Origin of the sequence: Guyparkeria hydrothermalis (assembly GCF_023555375.1) — a bacterium.
Lineage (GTDB): Bacteria > Pseudomonadota > Gammaproteobacteria > Halothiobacillales > Halothiobacillaceae > Guyparkeria > Guyparkeria hydrothermalis.
Genome location: NZ_JAJSEE010000002.1, coordinates 381731 through 401426 on the forward strand (window position 1 = coordinate 381731; position 19696 = coordinate 401426).

Genomic DNA, 19696 nt, shown 5'->3' on the forward strand with positions numbered 1-19696 from the left:
CGACGGCATACGAGGTGCTTTCAATGCGGATGGACAAACTGACCGCCAAGTTCCAGATGGCGCTGGCCGATGCGCAGTCGCTGGCCGTGGGCCAAGATCACCAGTTCATCGAGCCGGTCCATCTGATGGTCGCCTTGCTCGACCAGGAAGGCGGCACCGTGCGTCACCTGCTGACGCAGTCCGACATCAACGTCAACCTGCTGCGCTCGCAACTGGGTGAGATGCTCGACCGGCAGCCCGCCGTCTCCGGCGGCGAGGCGGGCGAGGTGCACATCTCCAACGATCTCTCGCGCCTGCTCAACGTCACCGACAAGCTCGCGCAGAAGCGCAGTGACCAGTACATCTCCAGCGAGCTGTTCGTGCTCGCCGTGATCGAGGACAAGAGCGAGCTCGGCGAGACATTGCGTCGCGCCGGTGCCTCCAAGGGCGCGATCGAACAGGCGATCGACAAGCTGCGTGGCGGCCAGTCGGTCGACGATCCCAACGCCGAGGACGCCCGCCAGGCCCTGGAGAAATACACCATGGATCTGACCGAGCGCGCCGAGCAGGGCAAGCTCGATCCGGTCATCGGCCGCGACGAGGAAATCCGTCGCGCCATCCAGGTGCTCCAGCGGCGCACCAAGAACAACCCGGTGCTGATCGGCGAGCCCGGCGTGGGCAAGACCGCCATCGTCGAGGGGCTGGCCCAGCGCATCGTCAACGGCGAGGTGCCCGAGGGCCTCAAGGACAAGCGCGTGCTGGCGCTCGACATGGGCGCGCTGCTGGCCGGCGCCAAGTTCCGCGGCGACTTCGAGGAGCGCCTGAAAGGGGTGCTCAACGACATCGGCAAGGCCGAGGGGCGGGTGATCCTGTTCATCGACGAGATCCACACCATGGTCGGGGCCGGCAAGGCCGACGGGGCGATGGATGCCGGCAACATGCTCAAGCCGGCGCTGGCCCGCGGCGAGCTGCACTGCATCGGCGCGACCACGCTCGACGAGTACCGCCAGTACATCGAGAAGGACGCCGCGCTCGAGCGCCGCTTCCAGAAGGTGCTGGTCGACGAGCCGTCCACCGAGGACACCATCGCGATTCTGCGCGGCTTGAAGGAGCGCTACGAGGTCCACCACGGCATCGAAATCGGCGATCCCGCGATCGTCGCCGCCGCCCAGCTCTCACAGCGCTACATCACCGACCGGCAGCTGCCCGACAAGGCGATCGACCTGATCGACGAGGCGGCCAGCCGCATTCGCATGGAGATCGACTCCAAGCCCGAATCGATGGACCGCCTCGAGCGGCGCCTGATCCAGCTCAAGATCGAGCGCGAGGCGCTTAAAAAGGAGTCCGACGAGGCCTCCAAGAAGCGCCTGGCCAACCTCGAGGAGGAGATCGAGACGCTCGAGCGCGAGTACTCGGACCTCGAGGAGATCTGGAAGTCCGAGAAGGCCGCGGTCGCCGGCACCACGCACATCAAGGAGGCGCTGGATCGTGCGCGCACCGAGCTGGAGACCGCGCGGCGGGCGGGCGATCTGACCCGCATGTCCGAGCTGCAGTACGGCCGCATCCCCGAGCTCGAGCGCGAGCTGGCCGAGGCGCAGACCCAGGAAGAGCAGGGCGAGACCGAGAAGCCCAAGCTGTTCCGCAGCACGGTTGGTGCCGAGGAGATCGCCGAGGTGGTCTCGCGCTGGACCGGCATCCCGGTCTCCAAGATGCTCGAGGGCGAGAAGGACAAGCTCTTGCGCATGGAAGAGGCGCTCGGCAAGCGCGTCATCGGTCAGTCCGAGGCGGTCGAGGCGGTATCCGATGCGATCCGTCGCTCGCGCGCCGGGCTGTCCGATCCCAACCGCCCCAACGGCTCGTTCATGTTCCTCGGCCCCACGGGCGTGGGCAAGACCGAACTGACCAAGGCGCTGGCGACCTTCCTCTTCGACACCGAGGAGGCGATGGTGCGCATCGACATGTCCGAGTTCATGGAGAAGCACTCCGTGGCCCGCCTGGTCGGGGCGCCCCCGGGCTACGTCGGCTACGAGGAGGGCGGTTACCTGACCGAGGCGGTGCGCCGCAAGCCGTACTCCGTGATCCTGCTCGACGAGGTGGAGAAGGCCCACCCGGACGTCTTCAACATCCTGTTGCAGGTGCTTGACGACGGGCGCCTGACCGACGGTCAGGGGCGCACGGTCGACTTCCGCAACACCGTGATCGTGATGACCTCGAACCTCGGCTCGCAGCGCATCCAGGAACTGGCCGGTCAGGATGCCGACTACGAGCAGATGAAGACCGAGGTGCTCGAGATCGTCGGCCAGCACTTCCGCCCCGAGTTCATCAACCGGGTCGACGACGTGGTGGTCTTCCACCCGCTCGATCGCAGCGAGATCCGCAAGATCGTCGACATCCAGATCGAGTATCTGCGCAAGCGTCTCGCCGACCGCGAGATCGGGCTGTCGCTCACGGATGCCGCTCTGGATGCGCTGGGCGAGGCGGGCTTCGACCCGGTCTACGGGGCGCGGCCGCTCAAGCGGGCCATCCAGCATCGCCTGGAGAACCCGCTGGCCCAGGCGATCCTCAAGGGCGAGTACCTGCCCGGCGAGACGGTCGCGGTCGACGTGCGCGACGGCGAGCTCACCCTCGGCAAGGGCTGATCGCCGCGGGCAAGCCGCTCGATCGTTCTGACTCAAGGGCCACCGGTGGCGACGCCGGTGGCCTTTTTCGGTTATGGTTTGCGCCACGTTTCCCATCGGGACGGTCGGCACGACTGCCATACGCGCTTTGCGCGCAGAACCGTCCCTAGCGCAAGGATCCCCGCGTGGCCCTGAAGATCATCGAAATCGTTGCGCCGGCCAGCGAGAAGGCCGCGATCGCCCGCATTGCCGACTCGCACGACGTGGTCGATTGGTGGCGTACCTCCTCGTTCGAGGACGAGCGCTTTTCCACCGAACTGGTGGTGCGGCCCGAGGGCCAGCAGGAGGTGCTCGACGACCTGCAGCAGATTCTCGATCGCTGCGAGGACGCGCGCATCATCATCTTCGGCCTGCAGGCGACCCTGCCCGCCGCCGGCGACGAGGAGGGCGAGGCCGAGTCGCGGCGCTCGACCGCCTCGCGCTCACGCGAGGAGCTCTACGCCGAGGTCGCCGGGGGTGGCGCCATCACCTCGACCTACCTGCTGCTCTGCGGGCTGTCGGCGGTGGTCGCCGCGATGGGCATGCTCGAGGACAGTGCCGCGGTGGTGATCGGGGCGATGGTGATCGCGCCGTTGCTGGCCCCCAACCTGGCGTTGGCGCTGGGCACCACGCTTGGGGACCCCGATTTGTCCCGGCGCGCGATTGCCGCGAACCTGGCCGGCCTGGCCCTGTCGGTCGGCCTGGCCCTGTTGATGGGGCTGGTGCTCGATCCGGTCACCAACAGTCAGCTGCTCGATCGCACCGACGTGAGCTATCCGGCGATGATCCTCGCCCTGGCCTCCGGGGCGGCGGCGGTGCTGTCGCTGACCTCGGGGGCCGCGGCCGGCCTGGTGGGGGTGATGGTGGCCGTGGCGCTGATGCCGCCGGCCGCGGCCCTGGGGCTGTTCGTCGGCTGGGGGCAATGGGACAATGCGATTGCCGCCGGCCTGATGCTGGCGATCAATATCGCGGCGATCAATCTTTCGGCCAAGCTGGTGTTCGTGCTCAAGGGCATCTCGCCGCGGCACTGGCCGGAAAAGACCCGCGCGCGCCGGTCGATGCGCTGGTCCTTCGCCTTCTGGGGCATGTCGCTGCTGGTGCTGGCCGGGCTGATCTGGCTGGCAAAATACTAGGGGCATCCAGTGCGCGTAGAGCCCCCATCCGAGTTTCCCTAGCTATATGTTCACGTAACACGAGGAAGATCGACCCGTGCAGGATTTCCGTCAGGCCTTCGTCCAGTTTGCCGTGGAGCACCAGGCGCTCCGGTTTGGTGAGTTCACGCTCAAGTCCGGGCGCGTCAGCCCCTACTTCTTCAACGCCGGGTCCTTCGCGGACGGCCAGGCGCTTTCTGCGCTGGGCGGGTTCTATGCCGACGCGATCCTGGATGCCGGGATCGAGTTCGACGTGCTGTTCGGTCCGGCCTACAAGGGCATCCCGCTGGCGGCGGCCACGGCGATCGCGCTGGCCGAGCGGACCGGCGAGCCGGTGCCGTGGTGCTTCAATCGCAAGGAGGCCAAGGATCACGGCGAGGGCGGCAACTTGGTCGGCGCGCCGCTCTCCGGTCGGGTGCTGATTATCGACGACGTGATCACCGCGGGCACGGCGATCCGCGAGTCGCTCGAGTTGATTCGCGCCAATGGCGCCACCGCCGTGGGCGTGGCGGTGATGATGGACCGACAGGAGCGGGGCCAGGGCGAGCTGTCGGCGATCGGCGAGCTCAAGCGTGACCACGACCTCGACGTGGTCGCGATTGCCAATCTCGACGGGTTGATCGAGTTCTGTGCCAGCGATGCGAACCTGGCCGAATCGGCCGAGGCCATGGCCAACTACCGCAAGGAGTACGGCGTGGCCGACTGAGTCGGCCCGTTTCGTTTGCGGCAATGAAAAAAGGCCCCGCTCGAGAGCGGGGCCTTTTGCTGCACCGGGTTGCCGGGCGCCGGCAACCCGGCGCGCGATCAGATGGACTTGATGCGGTTGACCAGGGTCGACTTGCGACGCGCAGCCGTGTTGCGCTTGAGAATGCGCTTGGTCACCATCCGGTCCAGGATCGGCTGGGCTTCACGATAAGCTTGCTGCGCCTTGTCCGCATCACCGTCCTTAACGGCCTTGATGACGGCCTTGTAGGCGGTGCGTACCTGCGAGCGCATCGCCATGTTGTGCTGGCGGGCTTTCTCAGCCTGGCGAACGCGCTTTTTGGCTTGAGCGGTATTGGCCACGGGTAAACTCCTCGAATTCGGCTATAAATCTGGTGAAACGTGATGGAAACATCAGTTCAAGGCGCGGGATTATGCCATACCGGTGGGTGTAGTCAAGAACAATCCCGTCGCCGCTGACCACGAGCGGCCACCGCGGACAGGCGCTGCGGTATCCTGCCGGACATGGATCACCATCATACCGCCAATCCCTCTCATGCCGCGACTCCGACCTGCTGGACGGTGGTCGTGCCGGGTCCCTTCTTCGGCGGGTTTACCTACCATTTCGATCTTGACGCCGGCCCCGCCCCCGGGGTGCGCGTGCGGGTGCCGTTCGGTCAGTCCGAGCGGGTGGCCGTGGTGATCGAACCGGCCTCGGCCGAGGGTGAGCAGGAGACGCGCCCGATCCTCGAGGTGCTCGACGAGGCGCCGCTGCTGGATGATCGCACGTTGGCCTGCCTGCGCTGGGCGGCCGCCTACTATCACCACCCGTTGGGCGAGGTCGTCTTCGCCGCCCTGCCCAAGGCCCTGCGCGGCGAGCGTCGCCTCGAGGTCGAGGCACTGGTCTCGACCCCGGCCGGTCGGTCGGCGCTGGAGGCGGGTGAGGCGAAAGGCGAGCGGCAACGCGAGGCCTTGTCGCGGTTGGTGACGTCAGCCGGGCCGGTGCCGGTCGCGAAGCTGGGGCCGGCCGCGGTGCGGCGTCGGCTGGTGGAGAAGGGCTGGGCCGAGCCGACCCGGATGACCGCACCCGCCGAGTGGTCCGTGCCCGTCGAGCCGGGGAGCGAGGCGGCGCCCGCGCTCAACGCCGAGCAGCAAGGCGCCGTCGACGCCATCGTCTCGGCCGGCGAGGGCTTCCGGGCCTGGCTGCTGCACGGGGTGACCGGCAGTGGCAAGACCGAGGTCTACCTGGCCTTGATCGAGCGCGAGCTGGCCGCCGGTCGCCAGGTGCTGGTGGTGGTCCCGGAGATCTCGCTCACCCCGCAGTTGATCGATCGCTTTGCCCGGCGGCTGTCGGTGCGCCCGGCCGTGTTGCACTCGGGGCTGGCCGACGGCGAGCGGCTGGCGGCGTGGCGGGCGGTGGCCGCAGGCACGGCCGGGTTGGTGATCGGTACACGCTCGGCGGCCTTCGTGCCGCTGGCCCGGCCGGGCCTGATCGTGGTCGACGAGGAGCACGATGCCGCGCTCAAGCAGCAGGAGGGCTTCCTTTACCACGCCCGCGACGTGCTGGTCTGGCGGGCACGGCAACTGGCCATTCCCATCCTGCTGGGCTCGGCCACGCCGTCGCTCGAGAGCCTGCGCCATGCCTGGGACGGTCGCTACGGCCACCTGCGGCTGACCGAACGGGCGAGCGGGGCGACCATGCCGGCGATCCATTGCCTGGACGTGCGTGGCCAGACGATGGTCGCGGGGCTCTCCCCGGCGTTGCTGCGCGCGATCGAGCGCCACCTGCTCGCCGGGGGGCAGGTCATGCTGTATCTCAACCGGCGCGGTTATGCCCCGAGCCTGGTCTGTCATGCCTGCGGCTTTGTGGCCGGCTGCCCGCATTGCGACGCGTTTCTTACCTGGCACCGGCAGATCGGGCGGTTGCGCTGCCACCACTGCGGCTTCGAGCAAGGCGTGCCGGCGGACTGCCCGTCCTGCCAGGCGCCGCTCTCGGTGCGCGGCATGGGCACCGAGCAGCTGGAGGACGTGCTCGCCGCCCGTTTTCCGGGGTTCGGTATCGTGCGATTGGACCGCGACGCCACCGCCGGCAAGGGGGTGATGGCCGACAGCCTTGCCCGCATCGCCCGTGGCGAGGCCCGCCTGGTGGTGGGCACCCAGATGCTGGTCAAGGGGCATGATTTCCCCGGCGTGACCCTGGTGGGCGTGGTCAACGCCGACCAGGCGCTGTTCGCCTCGGACTTTCGCGGGCCGGAACGCTTCGCCCAGTCGCTGTTGCAGGTGGCCGGGCGTGCCGGGCGCGCCGAGCGTCCCGGCGAGGTGCTGGTGCAGACACACGATCCCGAGCATCCGGTGCTGCGCCGTCTGCTTTCCGAGGACTACGAGGCGGTGATGGCCGCCCAGCTGGTCGAACGGGAACAGGCGGAGTTGCCGCCGACGCGCTTCGCCGGGTTGATTCGCGCCGACGCGCCGCAGGCCGATGCCGCGCGAGGCTTTCTCGCGGGCGTCGCCGACCAGTTGCGTGAGCGCTTCGGCGACGAGCTGGCCGTCTGGGGGCCGGTGCCGGCACCGCTGGCACGGCGGGCGGGGCGTTATCGCTTTCAGCTGTTGCTGCTCGCGCAGGTGCGCAGCACACTGCATCGTGCCTTGTGGGCGGTGGATGACTCGGTCGGCAGTCGACGCCTGGGGGGGCGGCTGCGCTGGTCGATCGACGTCGATCCGATCGATCTCGCCTGACGGCGACGGCCGGTGCATTACACTGTGGGGAAATCCCCTCGACCTGGAGAATAGCGACGTGAAGAAGATCGAAGCGATTATCAAGCCGTTTCGGCTGGACGACGTGCGTACCGCGCTGATGGACCTGGGCATCAACGGCCTGACCGCCACCGAGGTGAAGGGCTTCGGCCGGCAGAAGGGGCACACCGAGCTCTATCGTGGCGCCGAGTACGTGGTCGACTTCCTGCCCAAGGTGAAGCTCGAGGTGGTCATCAGCGATGACCAGGAAGACTCGGTCGTCGATGCCATCGTCAAGGCGGCCTATTCGGGCAAGATCGGTGACGGCAAGATCTTCGTCTCGCCGGTCGAGCGCGCGGTGCGCATTCGCACCAGCGAGGAGAACGAAGACGCCCTCTGAGTTGCGACCGGCGGATTCAGCCGTCGATCAGGCGTTCGAGGCGGTAGGGCGTCGCGTCGAGGCGAGTCTCGCGCCCGGCCATGCGGTCGGCGAGTAGTTCCGCTGCGGCGGGCGCCATGGCCAGGCCGTTTCGATAGCCGCCCGTGTTGGCCCAGAGGCCGCCGATGGCCGGGTGTTCTCCCAACAGCGGGAGTTCGTCGGCCGAGCCCGGGCGCAGACCGGCCCAGCGATGGGTGATCCGCGCCCCGGTCAGTTGCGGCCAGAGGCGGCAGGCCGTGGCGTGCAGTCGCGCCTGGGCCGCCTCGTCCACCGTCTTGTCGAATCCTGCGTTTTCCACCGTGGACCCGATCACCACCGAGCCATCGCGGCGCGGGATCAGGTAGACCCCGCCGTCCATCAGGATGCGATCGAGCCCGTTCTCCGCACGCGGTTCGAGGCGCAGCATCTGGCCCCGGACCGGGAACAGGCTGCCGTCTGGCAGCCCCGGGATCAGCGACTCGCTCCAGGCACCGGCCGTGACCACGACCCGGTCGGCCTGCAGTTCGCCTTGGCCGGTCGCGACCCCGGTCACGCGCCCGTTCTCCAGCAGCAACCCCTCGGCCGCGCAGTGCTCGCGCAGCGCGATGCCGCGTGCGTGCAGGGTGTCGGTCAGCGCGTCCAGCAGGTAGGGGTTGCGCACGTTGGCCACCTCGGGCAGCCATAGGGCATGGGTTTCGGCCTGCCGACGCCATTGGTGGGCGATGCCGACGGATTCGAGCGTCGCGCCGATCGACTCGACCGTCTCGCCGTCACCGATCGGGTCGAGGATTTCCATGCCGGTGACCCAACGTTCGGGGTCGACGGGCGAGTCGAGCGAGTCGAGCAGGGCGGGGTAGCGGCGCATGCCCTCGGCGGCGAGCCGCAGGACGGGCATGGGGTAGCGCCAGGCATACAGGGGGCAGAGGATGCCGCCACCGGCCCAGGAGGCCTCGGTGCCGGCGCGATCGCGATCGAGCACGACCACCGAGGCGCCGTCCCGTTCGAGGGCCAGGGCGCTGGTCAGGCCGGCGATGCCGGCGCCGACGACGATGATGTCGAAGCGGGTCGAGCTCACGGGAAGACGATGCCACCTGGCTCGGACACGGCCCGATTCCCGCCATGGCGGAGTCAGGCAGACCCCGTGACGCCCCCATGGGGTGGGGCGGTATCGGGGGCGGCGTCCGGGAAAACTGGAGCGGGTGAAGGGAATCGAACCCTCGTCTTAAGCTTGGGAAGCTTCTGCTCTACCATTGAGCTACACCCGCAGGATTGGTCTGTCCCGCCGCCATTCCTGTGACCTTCAGCGCCCGGTTGAATCGACAGTGCCGATTCAACCGGGCTCCCGTTGGGCGAGCCGGGCAGGGCTCATCCGCGGCGTTATGGCTCTTGGCAAGGGCGTTGCCATTACCGGCGAGCCATGCCTTGCGGCTAAGCCCTTCCCGACACGCTGAAGGCTACAGGAATAGCGGCGGGACACACCGGGGGCAATTATCCTGTCCGGCCGGCGCAAACGCAAGCCGGCGATCGGTTCGCGGGGTTCAGTCGAGCGGCGGCAGTTCGTCGCTGTCGGACTTGTCGCTCTTGATCCCGCTGGAGTCGGCGGCAGCGGCCTTGAGCTCGTCCTGGCCGCTGCCGAAGCTCATCAGCCATTCCATGTTGCTGCGGCTGTCGGCATTCGCCAGCGCCTCGTCGCGCGAGATCAATCCCTTCTTGAAGAGATCCAGGATCGACATGTCGAAGGTCATGGTGCCGGCCGAGGCGTTCTTCTCCATCGATTCCTTGATCGCGTCGACCTCGCCGCGCTTGATCAGGTCGGAGACCAGCGGCGTGTTGATCAGGATCTCGACGGCCGGCAGGCGTTTGCCGCCGCTGCCGATGATCAGACGCTGCGAGATGATCGCCTTGAGGTTGAGCGACAGGTCCATCAGCAGCTGGTCGCGCGACTCGGAGGGGAAGAAGCGGATGATCCGGTCGAGCGCCTGGTTGGCGTTGGTCGCGTGCAGGGTGCTGATGCACAGGTGGCCGGTGTCGGCGTAGGCCAGTGCGTGTTCCATGGTCGCCCGGTCGCGTACCTCGCCAATCATGATCACGTCGGGTGCCTCACGCAGGGCCTCCTTGAGGGCCGCGGCGTAGGAGCGGGTATCGACACCTACCTCGCGCTGGTTGACCACCGAGTTGCGGTGCCGGAAGGCGAATTCCATCGGGTCCTCGACCGTGAGGATGTGCCCCGGGCGTGCCTCCGCGCGGTGGTCGATCATGGCCGCGAGCGTGGTCGACTTGCCCGAGCCGGTCGCGCCGACCACCAGGATCAGGCCGCGGCGTTCGGTGATCAGGTCCTCGACCACCATCGGCAGGTTGAGGTCGGCCGCACGCGGGATCTCCGCCTGGATGTAGCGGATCACCAGCGACCACTCGCCGCGCTGCATGAAGACGTTCATGCGGAAACGGCCGATGCCCGGGCGCGACAGGGCGACGTTGAGCTCGAGGTTCTCGAGGAAGTCGTCGATCTGGTGCTGGTTGAGCACCGAGCGCGCCAGTTCCTCGACCTGGCCGCTGCGCAGCCGGTCTTTGCCGATGAAGCGCATCTCGCCCTGGATCTTGATCGCCGGCGTCGTGCCGCTGGAGAAGTACAGGTCGGAGCCTTCCTTGTCGGCGAGCAGCTTCAGGTAGGGTTCGAGGCTCAGTTGGCTCATGTGTCAGCGTCCTGTTGAGGTCGTGGGGCGGCTCAGTCGGCCTCGACCTTGAGGTCGTCTTCCGAATCGTCCTGGCGGCTCTTGGGCAGGCCGCGCTTGCTCTCGAGCTTGATGCGCAGGCGCAGGTCGTTGACCGAGTCGGCCTTGCTGATGGCCTCGTCGTAGTCGACCTGGTGGCTGTCGTAGAGATCGAACAGCGCCTGGTCGAAGGTCTGCATGCCCAGCTCGCGCGAGCGCTTCATCACTTCCTTGATCTCGGAGACGTCGCCCTTGAAGATCAGGTCGCCGATCAGCGGGGTGTTGATCAGCACCTCGACGGCCGGCACCCGGCCCTCGCCATCCGTCTTTCTCAGCAGTCGCTGCGAGATCACCGACTTCAAGTTGAGCGACAGGTCCATCAGCAACTGCTGGCGTCGCTCCTCGGGGAAGAAGTTGATGATGCGGTCGAGCGCCTGGTTGGTGTTGTTCGCGTGCAGCGTGGCCAGACACAGGTGGCCGGTCTCGGCGAACGCGATGGCGTGATCCATGGTCTCGCGGTCGCGGATCTCGCCGATCAGGATCACGTCGGGGGCCTGGCGCAGGGTGTTCTTCAGTGCCGCGGCGAAGGATTCGGTGTCCACGCCCACCTCGCGCTGGGTGACGAGGCAGCCCTTGTGCTTGTGGACGAACTCGATCGGGTCCTCGATGGTGACGATGTGCCCGCGCGAGTTCTCGTTGCGGTAATCGAGCATCGCCGCGAGCGAGGTCGATTTACCCGAGCTGGTCGCGCCGACGAAGATCACCAGGCCGCGTGCGGTCATGGCGATCTCGCCGAGGACGTCCGGCAATTTCAGATCAGCAAAATTGGGGATGTCCGAGCGGATCATCCGCAGGACCATGCCCTCTGAGCCACGCTGCATGAAGGCGTTGACACGGAAGCGCGCGATCCCTGGCAGGGCGATGGCGAAGTTCGCCTCGTGGGACTCCTCGAAATGGGCCACCTGCTTGTCCGTCATGATCGAGCGGACCAGCATCTGGGTGTTTTCCACCGAGAGCTTCTGGTCGGTCAGGTGGACGACCTTGCCGTCGATTTTGGCCGACGGCGGGGCGCCGACGGTGACGAACAGGTCGGAGGCGTCGCGTTCGACGGCCCGCTTGAGGAGGGCCTGTACGTAGTTGGCTGCTTGCTGACGGTCCATCGTAAGTTCCCGGCTTGCGTTCTCCGCCTGGCCAGCACGTGCTGGTCGCTGCGGATCGAGTGAGCGGGGCGAGCGCACAATTTATGGCCGGCCACGGCTGGCGTCGGCCCGCGCGGTTGCCCCGGCGCGTGGCAGTTACATGAAGTCGTTCTTGTTCTTCGCCCGACCCCGAGCCAGCTCCTTGGAGACCACGCCGCGGCTGACCAGTTGCTTGAGGTTCTGGTCGAGCGTCTGCATGCCCTGGGCCTGGCCGGTCTGGATCGCTGAGTACATCTGGGCGACCTTGTTCTCGCGGATCAGGTTGCGGATGGCCGGCGTGCCCAGCATGATCTCGTGCGCCGCGACGCGCCCGCCGCTGATCTTCTTGAGCAGCGTCTGCGAGATGACCGCGCGCAGGGACTCGGAGAGCATCGCGCGCACCATGTCCTTCTCCGCCGACGGGAAGACGTCGATGATCCGGTCGATGGTCTTGGCCGCCGAGTTGGTGTGCAGCGTGCCGAAGACGAGGTGACCGGTTTCCGCGGCGGTCAGCGCCAGTCGGATGGTCTCGAGATCACGCAGCTCGCCCACCAGGACCACGTCCGGGTCTTCGCGTAGCGCGGAGCGCAGGGCGGCGTTGAAGCTGTGGGTGTCGCGATGGACCTCGCGCTGGTTGACCAGGCACTTCTTCGAGTCGTGGACGAATTCGATCGGGTCCTCGACGGTGAGGATGTGGTCGTTGCGGTGGTCGTTGATGTAGTCGACCATTGCCGCGAGCGTGGTCGACTTGCCCGAGCCGGTCGGGCCGGTGACCAGCACGATGCCGTTGGGGTAGTCGCACAGGTCCTGGAAGACCTTGGGCGCGTCGAGCTGCTCGAGGGTGAGTACCTTGCTCGGGATGGTGCGGAACACCGCACTCGCGCCGCGGTTCTGGTTGAAGGCGTTGACACGGAAACGGGCATGGCCGCGCAGTTCGAAGGAGAAGTCGACCTCGAGATTGTCCTCGTACTCCTTGCGCTGCCGGTCGTTCATGATGTCGTACACCATGGTGTGGACATCCTTGTGTTCCATCACCGGCACGTTGACCTTGCGGATGTCGCCGTCGATGCGCACGCGAGGTTGCTCGCCGGCCGACAGGTGGAGGTCCGATGCCCCGTTCTTGACGGTGAACATCAGCAGGGAGTCGATATCTCGGGATTCGGCCATGCGATCGTCCTTTGCGGGGGAAGGCCCCGTTACAAGTCCATTGGTGGTGCCTGTCGAAGGCCCGGAGGCCCCGTGGTGACGGGGCTCGGCCTTCGTTGCAGACAAGGTGAAACGAACACGCACAAGGTGCAAGATGGGAAATCGAGAAAGCGCATACCGCGGCATCGTCGGGCGGATTGCCGCCGCCGCTGAGAGTCGGTCCGAGCCGGCGGGCGAGGTGAGGCTGGTGGCCGTGAGCAAGCGCCAGCCGGTCGAGGCGATCCGGGCACTGGCCGAGCTGGGCCAGCGCGACTTCGGCGAGAACTACCTGCAGGAGGCCCTCGACAAGCAGTCCGAACTGGCCGACCTGTCCTTGACCTGGCATTTCATCGGGCCGATCCAGTCGAACAAGACCCGCGCGATCGCCGCGCACTTCGACTGGGTCCACAGCGTCGATCGCGTCAAGGTTGCCCGGCGCCTGGGGGAGCAGCGCGATCCCTCGTTGGCGCCACTGAAGGTCCTGATCCAGGTGAACGTCGACGGCGAGGAGAGCAAGTCCGGCGCCGACCCGGCGGACGTGCCCACCATCGTCGCCGCCTGCGCCGAGTCCCCCACGCTCGAGTTGCGCGGGCTGATGTGCATCCCGCGGCCCGGTAACACGACGGTGTTCGAGCAACTGGCCGCCCTCAACCGCTCGTTGCCCGAGCCCCTGCCCGATCTCTCGATGGGCATGAGCGGCGATTTCGAGGCCGCGATCGCCGCCGGGGCCACGATCGTGCGCGTCGGTACCGCCCTGTTCGGGCCACGAGACTGAACGTGTCCGGGCCGTTCCCGGTCGCCATTCGTGTTATTTTCTTAGGCCTTCGTTCCCGTTCACGTACAGCTGGCAGGTGAGACAATGAATGCCTCGCGGATAGCGTTCATCGGTGGTGGCAACATGGCCGCCGCATTGATTGGCGGCATGCTCAAGGACGCGCCGGCCGGCGCCCGGCCCTCGATCGTGGTCGCCGAGCCGGATGCCGATCGGCGTCGCGGACTCGCCGACCAGCTGGGTGTCGAGGTCACCGAGGTCAACCACGCGGCCATCGACGGGGCGCAGCTGGTGGTCCTGGCGGTCAAGCCGCAGGTGATGCAGACCGTCGCCGAGGGTCTCGCGCCGCAGCTGGCCGCCGGCCAGCTGGTGGTCTCGATCGCCGCCGGCATCCCGGTGGCCGCGTTGGCCCGTTGGCTCAACGGCCACGCCGCGATCGTGCGTGCCATGCCCAATACCCCGTCGATGGTCGGCTGCGGTGCCACCGGGCTGTTCGCCGCCGAGGCGGTCAGCCGCGAGCAGCACAGCGATGCCGAATCGCTGATGCGTGCGGTGGGCGTGGTCCAGTGGCTCGAGGACGAGGCGCAGATCGACGAGGTCACCGCGCTGTCCGGCAGCGGCCCTGCCTACGTGTTCTACCTGATGGAATCGATGCAGTCGGCGGCCGAGGGCATGGGCATGGCGCCCGACGTGGCGCGCCTGCTCACCCTGGAGACCGTCTTCGGTGCCGCCAAGCTCGCGTTGGCGGCCGACGATTCGCCGGCCGAGCTGCGCCGCCGGGTCAGCTCGCCGGGCGGGACCACCGAGCGGGCGATCGCGACCCTGGACGAGGCGGGCGTGCGCGATGCCTTCGCCCGCGCCATTCGTGCCTCGCGCGATCGCAGCCGCGAGCTGGCGGCCGACGTCGACAAGCGCGCGGCGGATTGAATCGATCCCAGTCGGGGCGGCCCGTCGGCCGCCAACCAACAACCTGTCGAGTGATTTCAGATGAGCGGTAGCTTCGGTGATCCGAGCGTTTTCCTGATCCGGGTGCTTTTCGAGCTGGTGGCCTTCGTCGCCTTCGCCCGGTATTTCCTGCAACTGTTCCGGGCGAATTTCTACAACCCGGTGACCCAGGCGATCGTCAAGATCACCGACCCGGTGCTCAACCCGCTGCGCACGGTGATCAAGCCGGTCGGTCGCCACGACCTGGCCGCGCTGGTGTTCGGCGTGGTCATGGTGGCGCTGATGGTCTGGGCGATCACCGCGATGCAGGGCGTGGGCATGACCGGCACCGGGGTGTTCATCGGCACGGTCTACTTCACCTTCCTGACGGTGACCAACCTGTTCTTCTGGACCGTGCTGCTGCGCGCGGTGGCCTCCTGGCTGGGCAACGACCGCTCGCCGGGCGTCGCCTTTCTCGCCGATCTCACCGACCCGGTGGTCGACCCGGTCCGCCGCGTGCTGCCGCCGATCGGTGGGATCGATCTCTCGCCGCTGGCCGTTTTGCTGATCATCCAGGTCGCCCAGATGGTGGTCGGCAACATGCTGATGGGCTGAACGCGACGGGATGAATGCCAAGGGGACGTTGATGAGCGCATCCACGACAGACAACGCCGCGGTTCACGGTGCAAGCGCCCAGCCGGGTTCGGTAGGGCTGGTCGAGCCGCAGACCGCGCGCATCGACACGCCGCTGCTGCTCGATTGCGGTCGGCGTATCGAGAGCTATGACCTGGTCTACGAGACCTACGGCGAGCTCAACGAGCGCGCCGACAATGCCGTGCTCATCTGCCACGCGCTGTCCGGGGACCACCACGCCGCCGGTCGGCATCGCCCCGAGGACCGCAAGCCGGGCTGGTGGGACACCGCCATCGGCCCGGGCAAGCCGATCGACACCGATCGCTTCTTCGTCGTCTGCGTGAACAACCTGGGTGGCTGCAAGGGCTCGACCGGGCCGCTCTCCGAGAACCCGGAGACCGGGCGCCCCTACGGCCCGGACTTCCCCATCCTGACCGTGCGCGACTGGGTCAACAGCCAGCACGCCCTGATGCGCCGGCTCGGCATCTCGCGCTGGGCGGCGGTCACCGGTGGCAGTCTCGGCGGCATGCAGGTGATGCAGTGGGCGATCAGCTACCCGGAGGCGATCGCCCACGCGGTGGTGATCGCCGCGGCGCCCAAGCTCTCGGCGCAGAACATCGCCTTCAACGAGGTGGCGCGCCAGGCGATCATCACCGACCCGGACTTCCACGACGGGCGCTACGCCGAGCACGGCGTGATCCCGCGCCGCGGGCTGATGCTCGCGCGCATGCTCGGCCACATCACCTACCTGTCGGATGATGCCATGCGCGCCAAGTTCGGCCGCGAGCTGCGCTCGGGCAAGGTGCAGTATGGCTTCGACGTGGAGTTTCAGGTCGAGTCCTACCTGCGCTATCAGGGCACCAGCTTCGTCGACCGCTTCGATGCCAACACCTACCTGTTGATGACCAAGGCGCTGGACTACTTCGACCCGGCCGCCGAGGCCGACGACGATCTCGCCACCGCGCTGGCGCCGGCCACGGCCCGTTTCCTGGTGGTGTCGTTCACCTCGGACTGGCGCTTCTCGCCGGCCCGCTCGCGCGAGATCGTTCGCGCGCTGCTGGCCTCGGGCAAGTCGGTCTCCTACGCCGAGGTGGAGGCGCACCAGGGGCACGATGCCTTCCTGATGCCGATTCCCTACTACCACCAGGTGCTGCGTGGCTACTTCGACAACATCGCCCGTGATCTGACCGAGGAGGGCCGCGCATGAACCGTCCCGACTGGGATATCGTCACCGGCTGGATCCGCGAGGATGCCCGCGTACTCGACCTGGGCTGCGGCGACGGGGCGCTGTTGCGTCACCTGATCGCCGAGCGCAGCGTGCGTGGCGTGGGCATGGAGGTGGACGACGAGCGGGTCGCGCGCGGCGTGGCCGCCGACCTGAACGTCATCCAGGCTGACCTCGACGACGGCATTCGCGACTGGTTCGAGGCGAGGAGCTTCGATTACGTGGTGGTCAGCCAGACCATCCAGGCGATCCGGCACCCCGAGCGCCTGCTCGGCGAGATGCTCGATATCGCCTCGGAGGGCATCGTGACGTTCCCCAACATGGGTTACTGGCGCAACCGCTGGCAGCTGGGCGTGCAGGGCATGATGCCGACCACCAAGGCGCTGCCCAACCCCTGGTACAACACCCCCAACATCCATCTGTGCACCCTGCGCGACTTCGAGTCGCTCTGCGAGGGGCTGGGGATCGAGATCCTCGACCGGGCCGTGGTCGACCAGAACCGCCGCAGCTCGCCGCTGCTGCGCGCGCTGCCCAACTGGTTCGGCGAGCACGCGATCTACCGCATCCGCAAGCGCGTTGTGTGAGACACCCCGAGAGATGGCTGACGCCGTCTCTCGGTGTCCGCTTCCCTGGGGAAACTCTGCACGATTCGATGACGTCTCTGCGGGACCTCCAAGGGGCCAGATGCAAGGCGCCGTCCGCCGTGAAGGGCCGTCGCCCTTTACCAAGGGCTGGACCGGATCGGCACGACGCCGATCCGGCCGGCGCGAGCCGGCCCGAAGGGCGGGGTTCACGGACGAACCCCGCGACGCCACAGATGCACCCTTGGAGGCCCGCCCGGATGGGGCTCGCGGATTTGCCCGCACTCGTCGTTGCCGTCCCTCGACGGGCAACGAGCCCGTCTTCGGTCCGGCGCCTCGATTGCGAGCAAATCCGCGAGCCAGAGATGCCATCGAATCGTGCAGAGTTTCCCCTGGGGCTATTCCTTCACGGCGCGATGCACGGTGTAGGTCTTGCCCTGCTTGACCTTCTCGTAGTTGCCGAACTGTTCCTTCATCGTGCGCTTGAAGTACTCGCGCAGCCCGTTGATCGACACGAACCAGACCTCGCCGCCCCGGTTGAGGCCCCGCCAGGTGTCGAACAGCATGATCTGCCACATCTCCTTGCCCACCTTGGCCGGCACGTTCGAGTAGAGCCGGTCGAAGCCCTCGCCATCCACCGCCGAGAGGCCGTTGGACAACCGCGCCTCGGCGTTCGCCAGCCGGTTGCGCCCGAGGTTGCCCTGGGCGTAGTCGACCGCGACGAAGTCCTTGTCCAGCAGGATCACCCGGCCGTCCGGGCAGGCCTTGGCCATGGTCGCGCCGATCGGTCCGTAGCCGCAGCCCAGGTCGACGATGATGCTGCCGGCCGGCGGGACCGGGGTGTGCTCGAGCAGCAGGCGGGTGCCGGCGTCGATCTCGCGCGGGGAGAAAAGCCCCCAGGTCGAGTGAAAGGTCAGGCGCTGGCCGAGCAGTTCGCAGTCGATGATCTGGTCGCGGCGCAGGGCGTCGATGGTCTTGGCGTTGGGCGCTGGGCTCATGCGGGGCCTATCACTGGCTGAAGGGGGTCGGGTGGGACGCTCGGGCTTCAATGAGCGGTCTGGCAGGCGCGGCACAGGCCGCGCAGTTCGATCACCGCCGAGCGGGGCGCGAAGCCCGTCTGCCTGGCGAGGTCATCGAGGGCGGCGTGCACCGCGGCGTTGTCTTCCTCGCGGATGTCACCGCAGCGCTCGCAGATCATCAGGATGGCCTGGTGGGGTTCCTGCGGGTGCTCGCAGCCGACGAAGGCGTTGAGGCTCTCGATGCGATGGATCAGGCCCTGTTCGAGCAGGAAGTCGAGCGCCCGGTAGACGGTGGGCGGCTTGACCTGCTCGCCGTGCCGCGAAAGGCGCTCGATCAGGTCGTAGGCCTTGGTCGCCTCGTGGCTCGACCAGACCTCGCGCAGGACGTCGCGCCGGATGGGGGTCAGGCGGGCGCCGGAGCGCGCGCAGATCGCCTCGGCGCGGGCGAGGGCATCGTCGATGCACTGGTCGTGATGGGCGCAGGACATGAAATCGCGGTTATCGTCAATCAATGAGGCATCATAGTGTAGTTGCCCGACACCATGGACAGAAGCAAACTTGACGTCGGATCAACAAAGTCGATCGCCGGGACGTTGAAATTTCGGGGCACGGCGATCATTATTTAGAAACAGCTAATAAACGCGGCCTGCTCGTCCGCGGATCGCCCGTATCGAACGGGTGGTCCGGCGTGGATCCCCCGACGACGAAAGCGGGCACACTGGAGGAGAAGGCAATGGAATTCAAAGAGCAATTCCTGGCATCGCGCCGTCGTTTCTTGCGCAACATCGGGGTCACCGCCGGCGTGGCGGCCGCGCCCCTGGCTTGGTCCTCGCGTGTGTTCGCCGAGGAGGAGCTGGTGATCGAAGGGCCGCCGATGCCCGATATCCCGGCCACCGAGATCACCGACAACGTCTACGTGATCGTTTCGCCCTGGGGTTTCCCCTCCGAGGAAAACCAGGGGATGATGAGCAACGTCACCTTCGCCATCACCGAGAAGGGCGTGGTGGTGATCGACAGCGGCGCCTCGCTTCAGATCGGCCGGATGGCCCTGCGCCAGATCCGCAAGTTCACCGACAAGCCGATCGCGGCGGTCTTCAATACCCATTACCACGGCGATCACTGGCTGGGTAACCACGCCTTCGTCAACGAGAACCCGGACGTGCCGATCTACGCGCACGAAAAGACCGCCTCGGCGATTCGCACCAACCAGGGCGAGTTCTGGGTGAGCCTGATGGAGCGCTCCACCGGCAACGCCATCGAGGGCACCGTGGTCACCCCGCCCAACAAGGTGGTCGGTCACGGCGACGAGATCGATTTCGGCGATCTCACCGTGCGCGTGCATTTCTACGGCACCGCGCACACGCCGTCGGACATCAGCCTCGAGCTGGTGGAGAAGAAGATCGTCCACGTCGGCGACATCGCCATGAACAACCGCATCGCGTTCATGGACGACGGCAGTTTCCTCGGCACCTTCAAGGCCTTCGACGCCCTCGAGCAGAACGTGCCGGGCGCCTACTGGATCCCGGCACACGGCTTCCCGGCCAACGACCTGATCGAGCACAACCGGATCTTCTTCCGGGGGATCTACGAGGCGGCCGAGAAGGCGGTGGCCGACATGGTCGCGCCGAGCGAGGCGAAGGCCTACGCGCTCGAGGACGAGCGGGTGCAGCACTATGCCCCGGTCACCAACGGCTTCGACGAGAACATCGGCAAGTACGCCTCGTTGGCGTTTCTCGAGGCCGAAGCGGCCGCGTTCTAGCGAGTCGCCCCGGCGGTATGCCAGGCGGGAAGCCTGCCGCCCGACAACGATTGTCGACCGGCCCGCGGG

18 protein-coding genes and 1 tRNA gene are annotated in these 19696 nt (G+C 67.2%); 11 read left to right on the plus strand and 8 right to left on the minus strand.

Annotated features, from left to right (window positions below; translation table 11 throughout):
• Nucleotides 1-29: 29 nt before the first annotated feature.
• The 3 genes from clpB to pyrE all read left to right on the plus strand — a co-directional run bounded on the left by clpB (nucleotide 30) and on the right by pyrE (nucleotide 4493).
• Nucleotides 30-2618 carry an ATP-dependent chaperone ClpB gene (gene clpB, locus LV475_RS04410; protein ID WP_136867763.1) on the plus strand — a complete coding sequence of 863 codons (2589 nt, stop codon included), beginning with the start codon at nucleotides 30-32 and terminating at the stop codon, nucleotides 2616-2618.
• A 164-nt stretch (nucleotides 2619-2782) separates the two neighbouring features.
• The gene (locus LV475_RS04415) at nucleotides 2783-3769 is read left to right on the plus strand and encodes a TIGR00341 family protein (protein WP_136867764.1); all 987 of its coding nucleotides are present in this window, start codon (nucleotides 2783-2785) and stop codon (nucleotides 3767-3769) included.
• A 76-nt stretch (nucleotides 3770-3845) separates the two neighbouring features.
• Nucleotides 3846-4493, plus strand: a complete 648-nt coding sequence (gene pyrE, locus LV475_RS04420) for an orotate phosphoribosyltransferase (RefSeq protein WP_136867765.1) — start codon at nucleotides 3846-3848, stop codon at nucleotides 4491-4493.
• Between the two features lie 98 nt (nucleotides 4494-4591).
• On the opposite strand, the gene rpsT is transcribed toward pyrE, so the two are convergent.
• Nucleotides 4592-4852, minus strand: a complete 261-nt coding sequence (gene rpsT / locus LV475_RS04425; RefSeq protein ID WP_058574633.1) for a 30S ribosomal protein S20 — start codon at nucleotides 4850-4852, stop codon at nucleotides 4592-4594.
• A 162-nt stretch (nucleotides 4853-5014) separates the two neighbouring features.
• Between rpsT and LV475_RS04430 the strand changes: the two genes are divergently transcribed.
• Both LV475_RS04430 and LV475_RS04435 read left to right on the plus strand, forming a co-directional pair.
• On the plus strand, nucleotides 5015-7225 hold the full coding sequence (locus LV475_RS04430; RefSeq protein WP_250105819.1) for a primosomal protein N': 2211 nt from the start codon (nucleotides 5015-5017) through the stop codon (nucleotides 7223-7225).
• A 58-nt stretch (nucleotides 7226-7283) separates the two neighbouring features.
• Nucleotides 7284-7622 carry a P-II family nitrogen regulator gene (locus tag LV475_RS04435; protein WP_136867767.1) on the plus strand — a complete coding sequence of 113 codons (339 nt, stop codon included), beginning with the start codon at nucleotides 7284-7286 and terminating at the stop codon, nucleotides 7620-7622.
• 16 nt (nucleotides 7623-7638) lie between these two features.
• On the opposite strand, the gene LV475_RS04440 is transcribed toward LV475_RS04435, so the two are convergent.
• The 5 genes from LV475_RS04440 to LV475_RS04460 form a co-directional block, all read right to left on the minus strand.
• The gene (locus LV475_RS04440) at nucleotides 7639-8715 is read right to left on the minus strand and encodes an NAD(P)/FAD-dependent oxidoreductase (protein ID WP_169303664.1); all 1077 of its coding nucleotides are present in this window, start codon (nucleotides 8713-8715) and stop codon (nucleotides 7639-7641) included.
• A 116-nt stretch (nucleotides 8716-8831) separates the two neighbouring features.
• Nucleotides 8832-8905, minus strand: a tRNA-Gly gene (locus LV475_RS04445).
• A 273-nt stretch (nucleotides 8906-9178) separates the two neighbouring features.
• Nucleotides 9179-10333: a PilT/PilU family type 4a pilus ATPase gene (locus LV475_RS04450; RefSeq protein WP_136867769.1), complete on the minus strand. Its 1155-nt coding sequence runs from the start codon at nucleotides 10331-10333 to the stop codon at nucleotides 9179-9181.
• A gap of 32 nt (nucleotides 10334-10365) precedes the next feature.
• Nucleotides 10366-11511, minus strand: a complete 1146-nt coding sequence (locus LV475_RS04455; protein WP_136867770.1) for a PilT/PilU family type 4a pilus ATPase — start codon at nucleotides 11509-11511, stop codon at nucleotides 10366-10368.
• Between the two features lie 135 nt (nucleotides 11512-11646).
• On the minus strand, nucleotides 11647-12696 hold the full coding sequence (locus LV475_RS04460) for a type IV pilus twitching motility protein PilT (protein WP_136867771.1): 1050 nt from the start codon (nucleotides 12694-12696) through the stop codon (nucleotides 11647-11649).
• Between the two features lie 133 nt (nucleotides 12697-12829).
• On the opposite strand from LV475_RS04460, the gene LV475_RS04465 reads away from it, so the two are divergent.
• From LV475_RS04465 to metW, 5 genes are all read left to right on the plus strand, one after another.
• Entirely contained in the window at nucleotides 12830-13489 is a 660-nt protein-coding gene (locus tag LV475_RS04465) for a YggS family pyridoxal phosphate-dependent enzyme (protein ID WP_250105820.1), read from the plus strand.
• Nucleotides 13490-13573: 84 nt separating this feature from the next.
• A complete protein-coding gene (gene proC / locus LV475_RS04470; protein ID WP_284047202.1) occupies nucleotides 13574-14413 on the plus strand; it encodes a pyrroline-5-carboxylate reductase in 840 nt (279 codons plus the stop codon).
• 60 nt (nucleotides 14414-14473) lie between these two features.
• The gene (locus LV475_RS04475) at nucleotides 14474-15025 is read left to right on the plus strand and encodes a YggT family protein (RefSeq protein WP_136867774.1); all 552 of its coding nucleotides are present in this window, start codon (nucleotides 14474-14476) and stop codon (nucleotides 15023-15025) included.
• Nucleotides 15026-15056: 31 nt separating this feature from the next.
• Entirely contained in the window at nucleotides 15057-16250 is a 1194-nt protein-coding gene (metX, locus tag LV475_RS04480) for a homoserine O-succinyltransferase MetX (RefSeq protein ID WP_136867775.1), read from the plus strand.
• Nucleotides 16247-16852, plus strand: a complete 606-nt coding sequence (gene metW, locus LV475_RS04485) for a methionine biosynthesis protein MetW (RefSeq protein ID WP_136867776.1) — start codon at nucleotides 16247-16249, stop codon at nucleotides 16850-16852. The genes metX and metW overlap by 4 nt, the downstream gene beginning before the upstream one ends.
• Before the next feature lie 395 nt (nucleotides 16853-17247).
• On the opposite strand, the gene LV475_RS04490 is transcribed toward metW, so the two are convergent.
• Together LV475_RS04490 and LV475_RS04495 are read right to left on the minus strand one after the other, a co-directional pair.
• On the minus strand, nucleotides 17248-17847 hold the full coding sequence (locus tag LV475_RS04490) for a class I SAM-dependent methyltransferase (protein ID WP_136866544.1): 600 nt from the start codon (nucleotides 17845-17847) through the stop codon (nucleotides 17248-17250).
• 47 nt (nucleotides 17848-17894) lie between these two features.
• Complete coding sequence (locus LV475_RS04495; RefSeq protein WP_136866555.1) at nucleotides 17895-18356, minus strand: transcriptional repressor; 462 nt, start codon at nucleotides 18354-18356, stop codon at nucleotides 17895-17897.
• A 245-nt stretch (nucleotides 18357-18601) separates the two neighbouring features.
• Between LV475_RS04495 and LV475_RS04500 the strand changes: the two genes are divergently transcribed.
• Nucleotides 18602-19627 carry an MBL fold metallo-hydrolase gene (locus LV475_RS04500; protein WP_136866543.1) on the plus strand — a complete coding sequence of 342 codons (1026 nt, stop codon included), beginning with the start codon at nucleotides 18602-18604 and terminating at the stop codon, nucleotides 19625-19627.
• The last annotated feature ends 69 nt before the right edge of the window (nucleotides 19628-19696 follow it).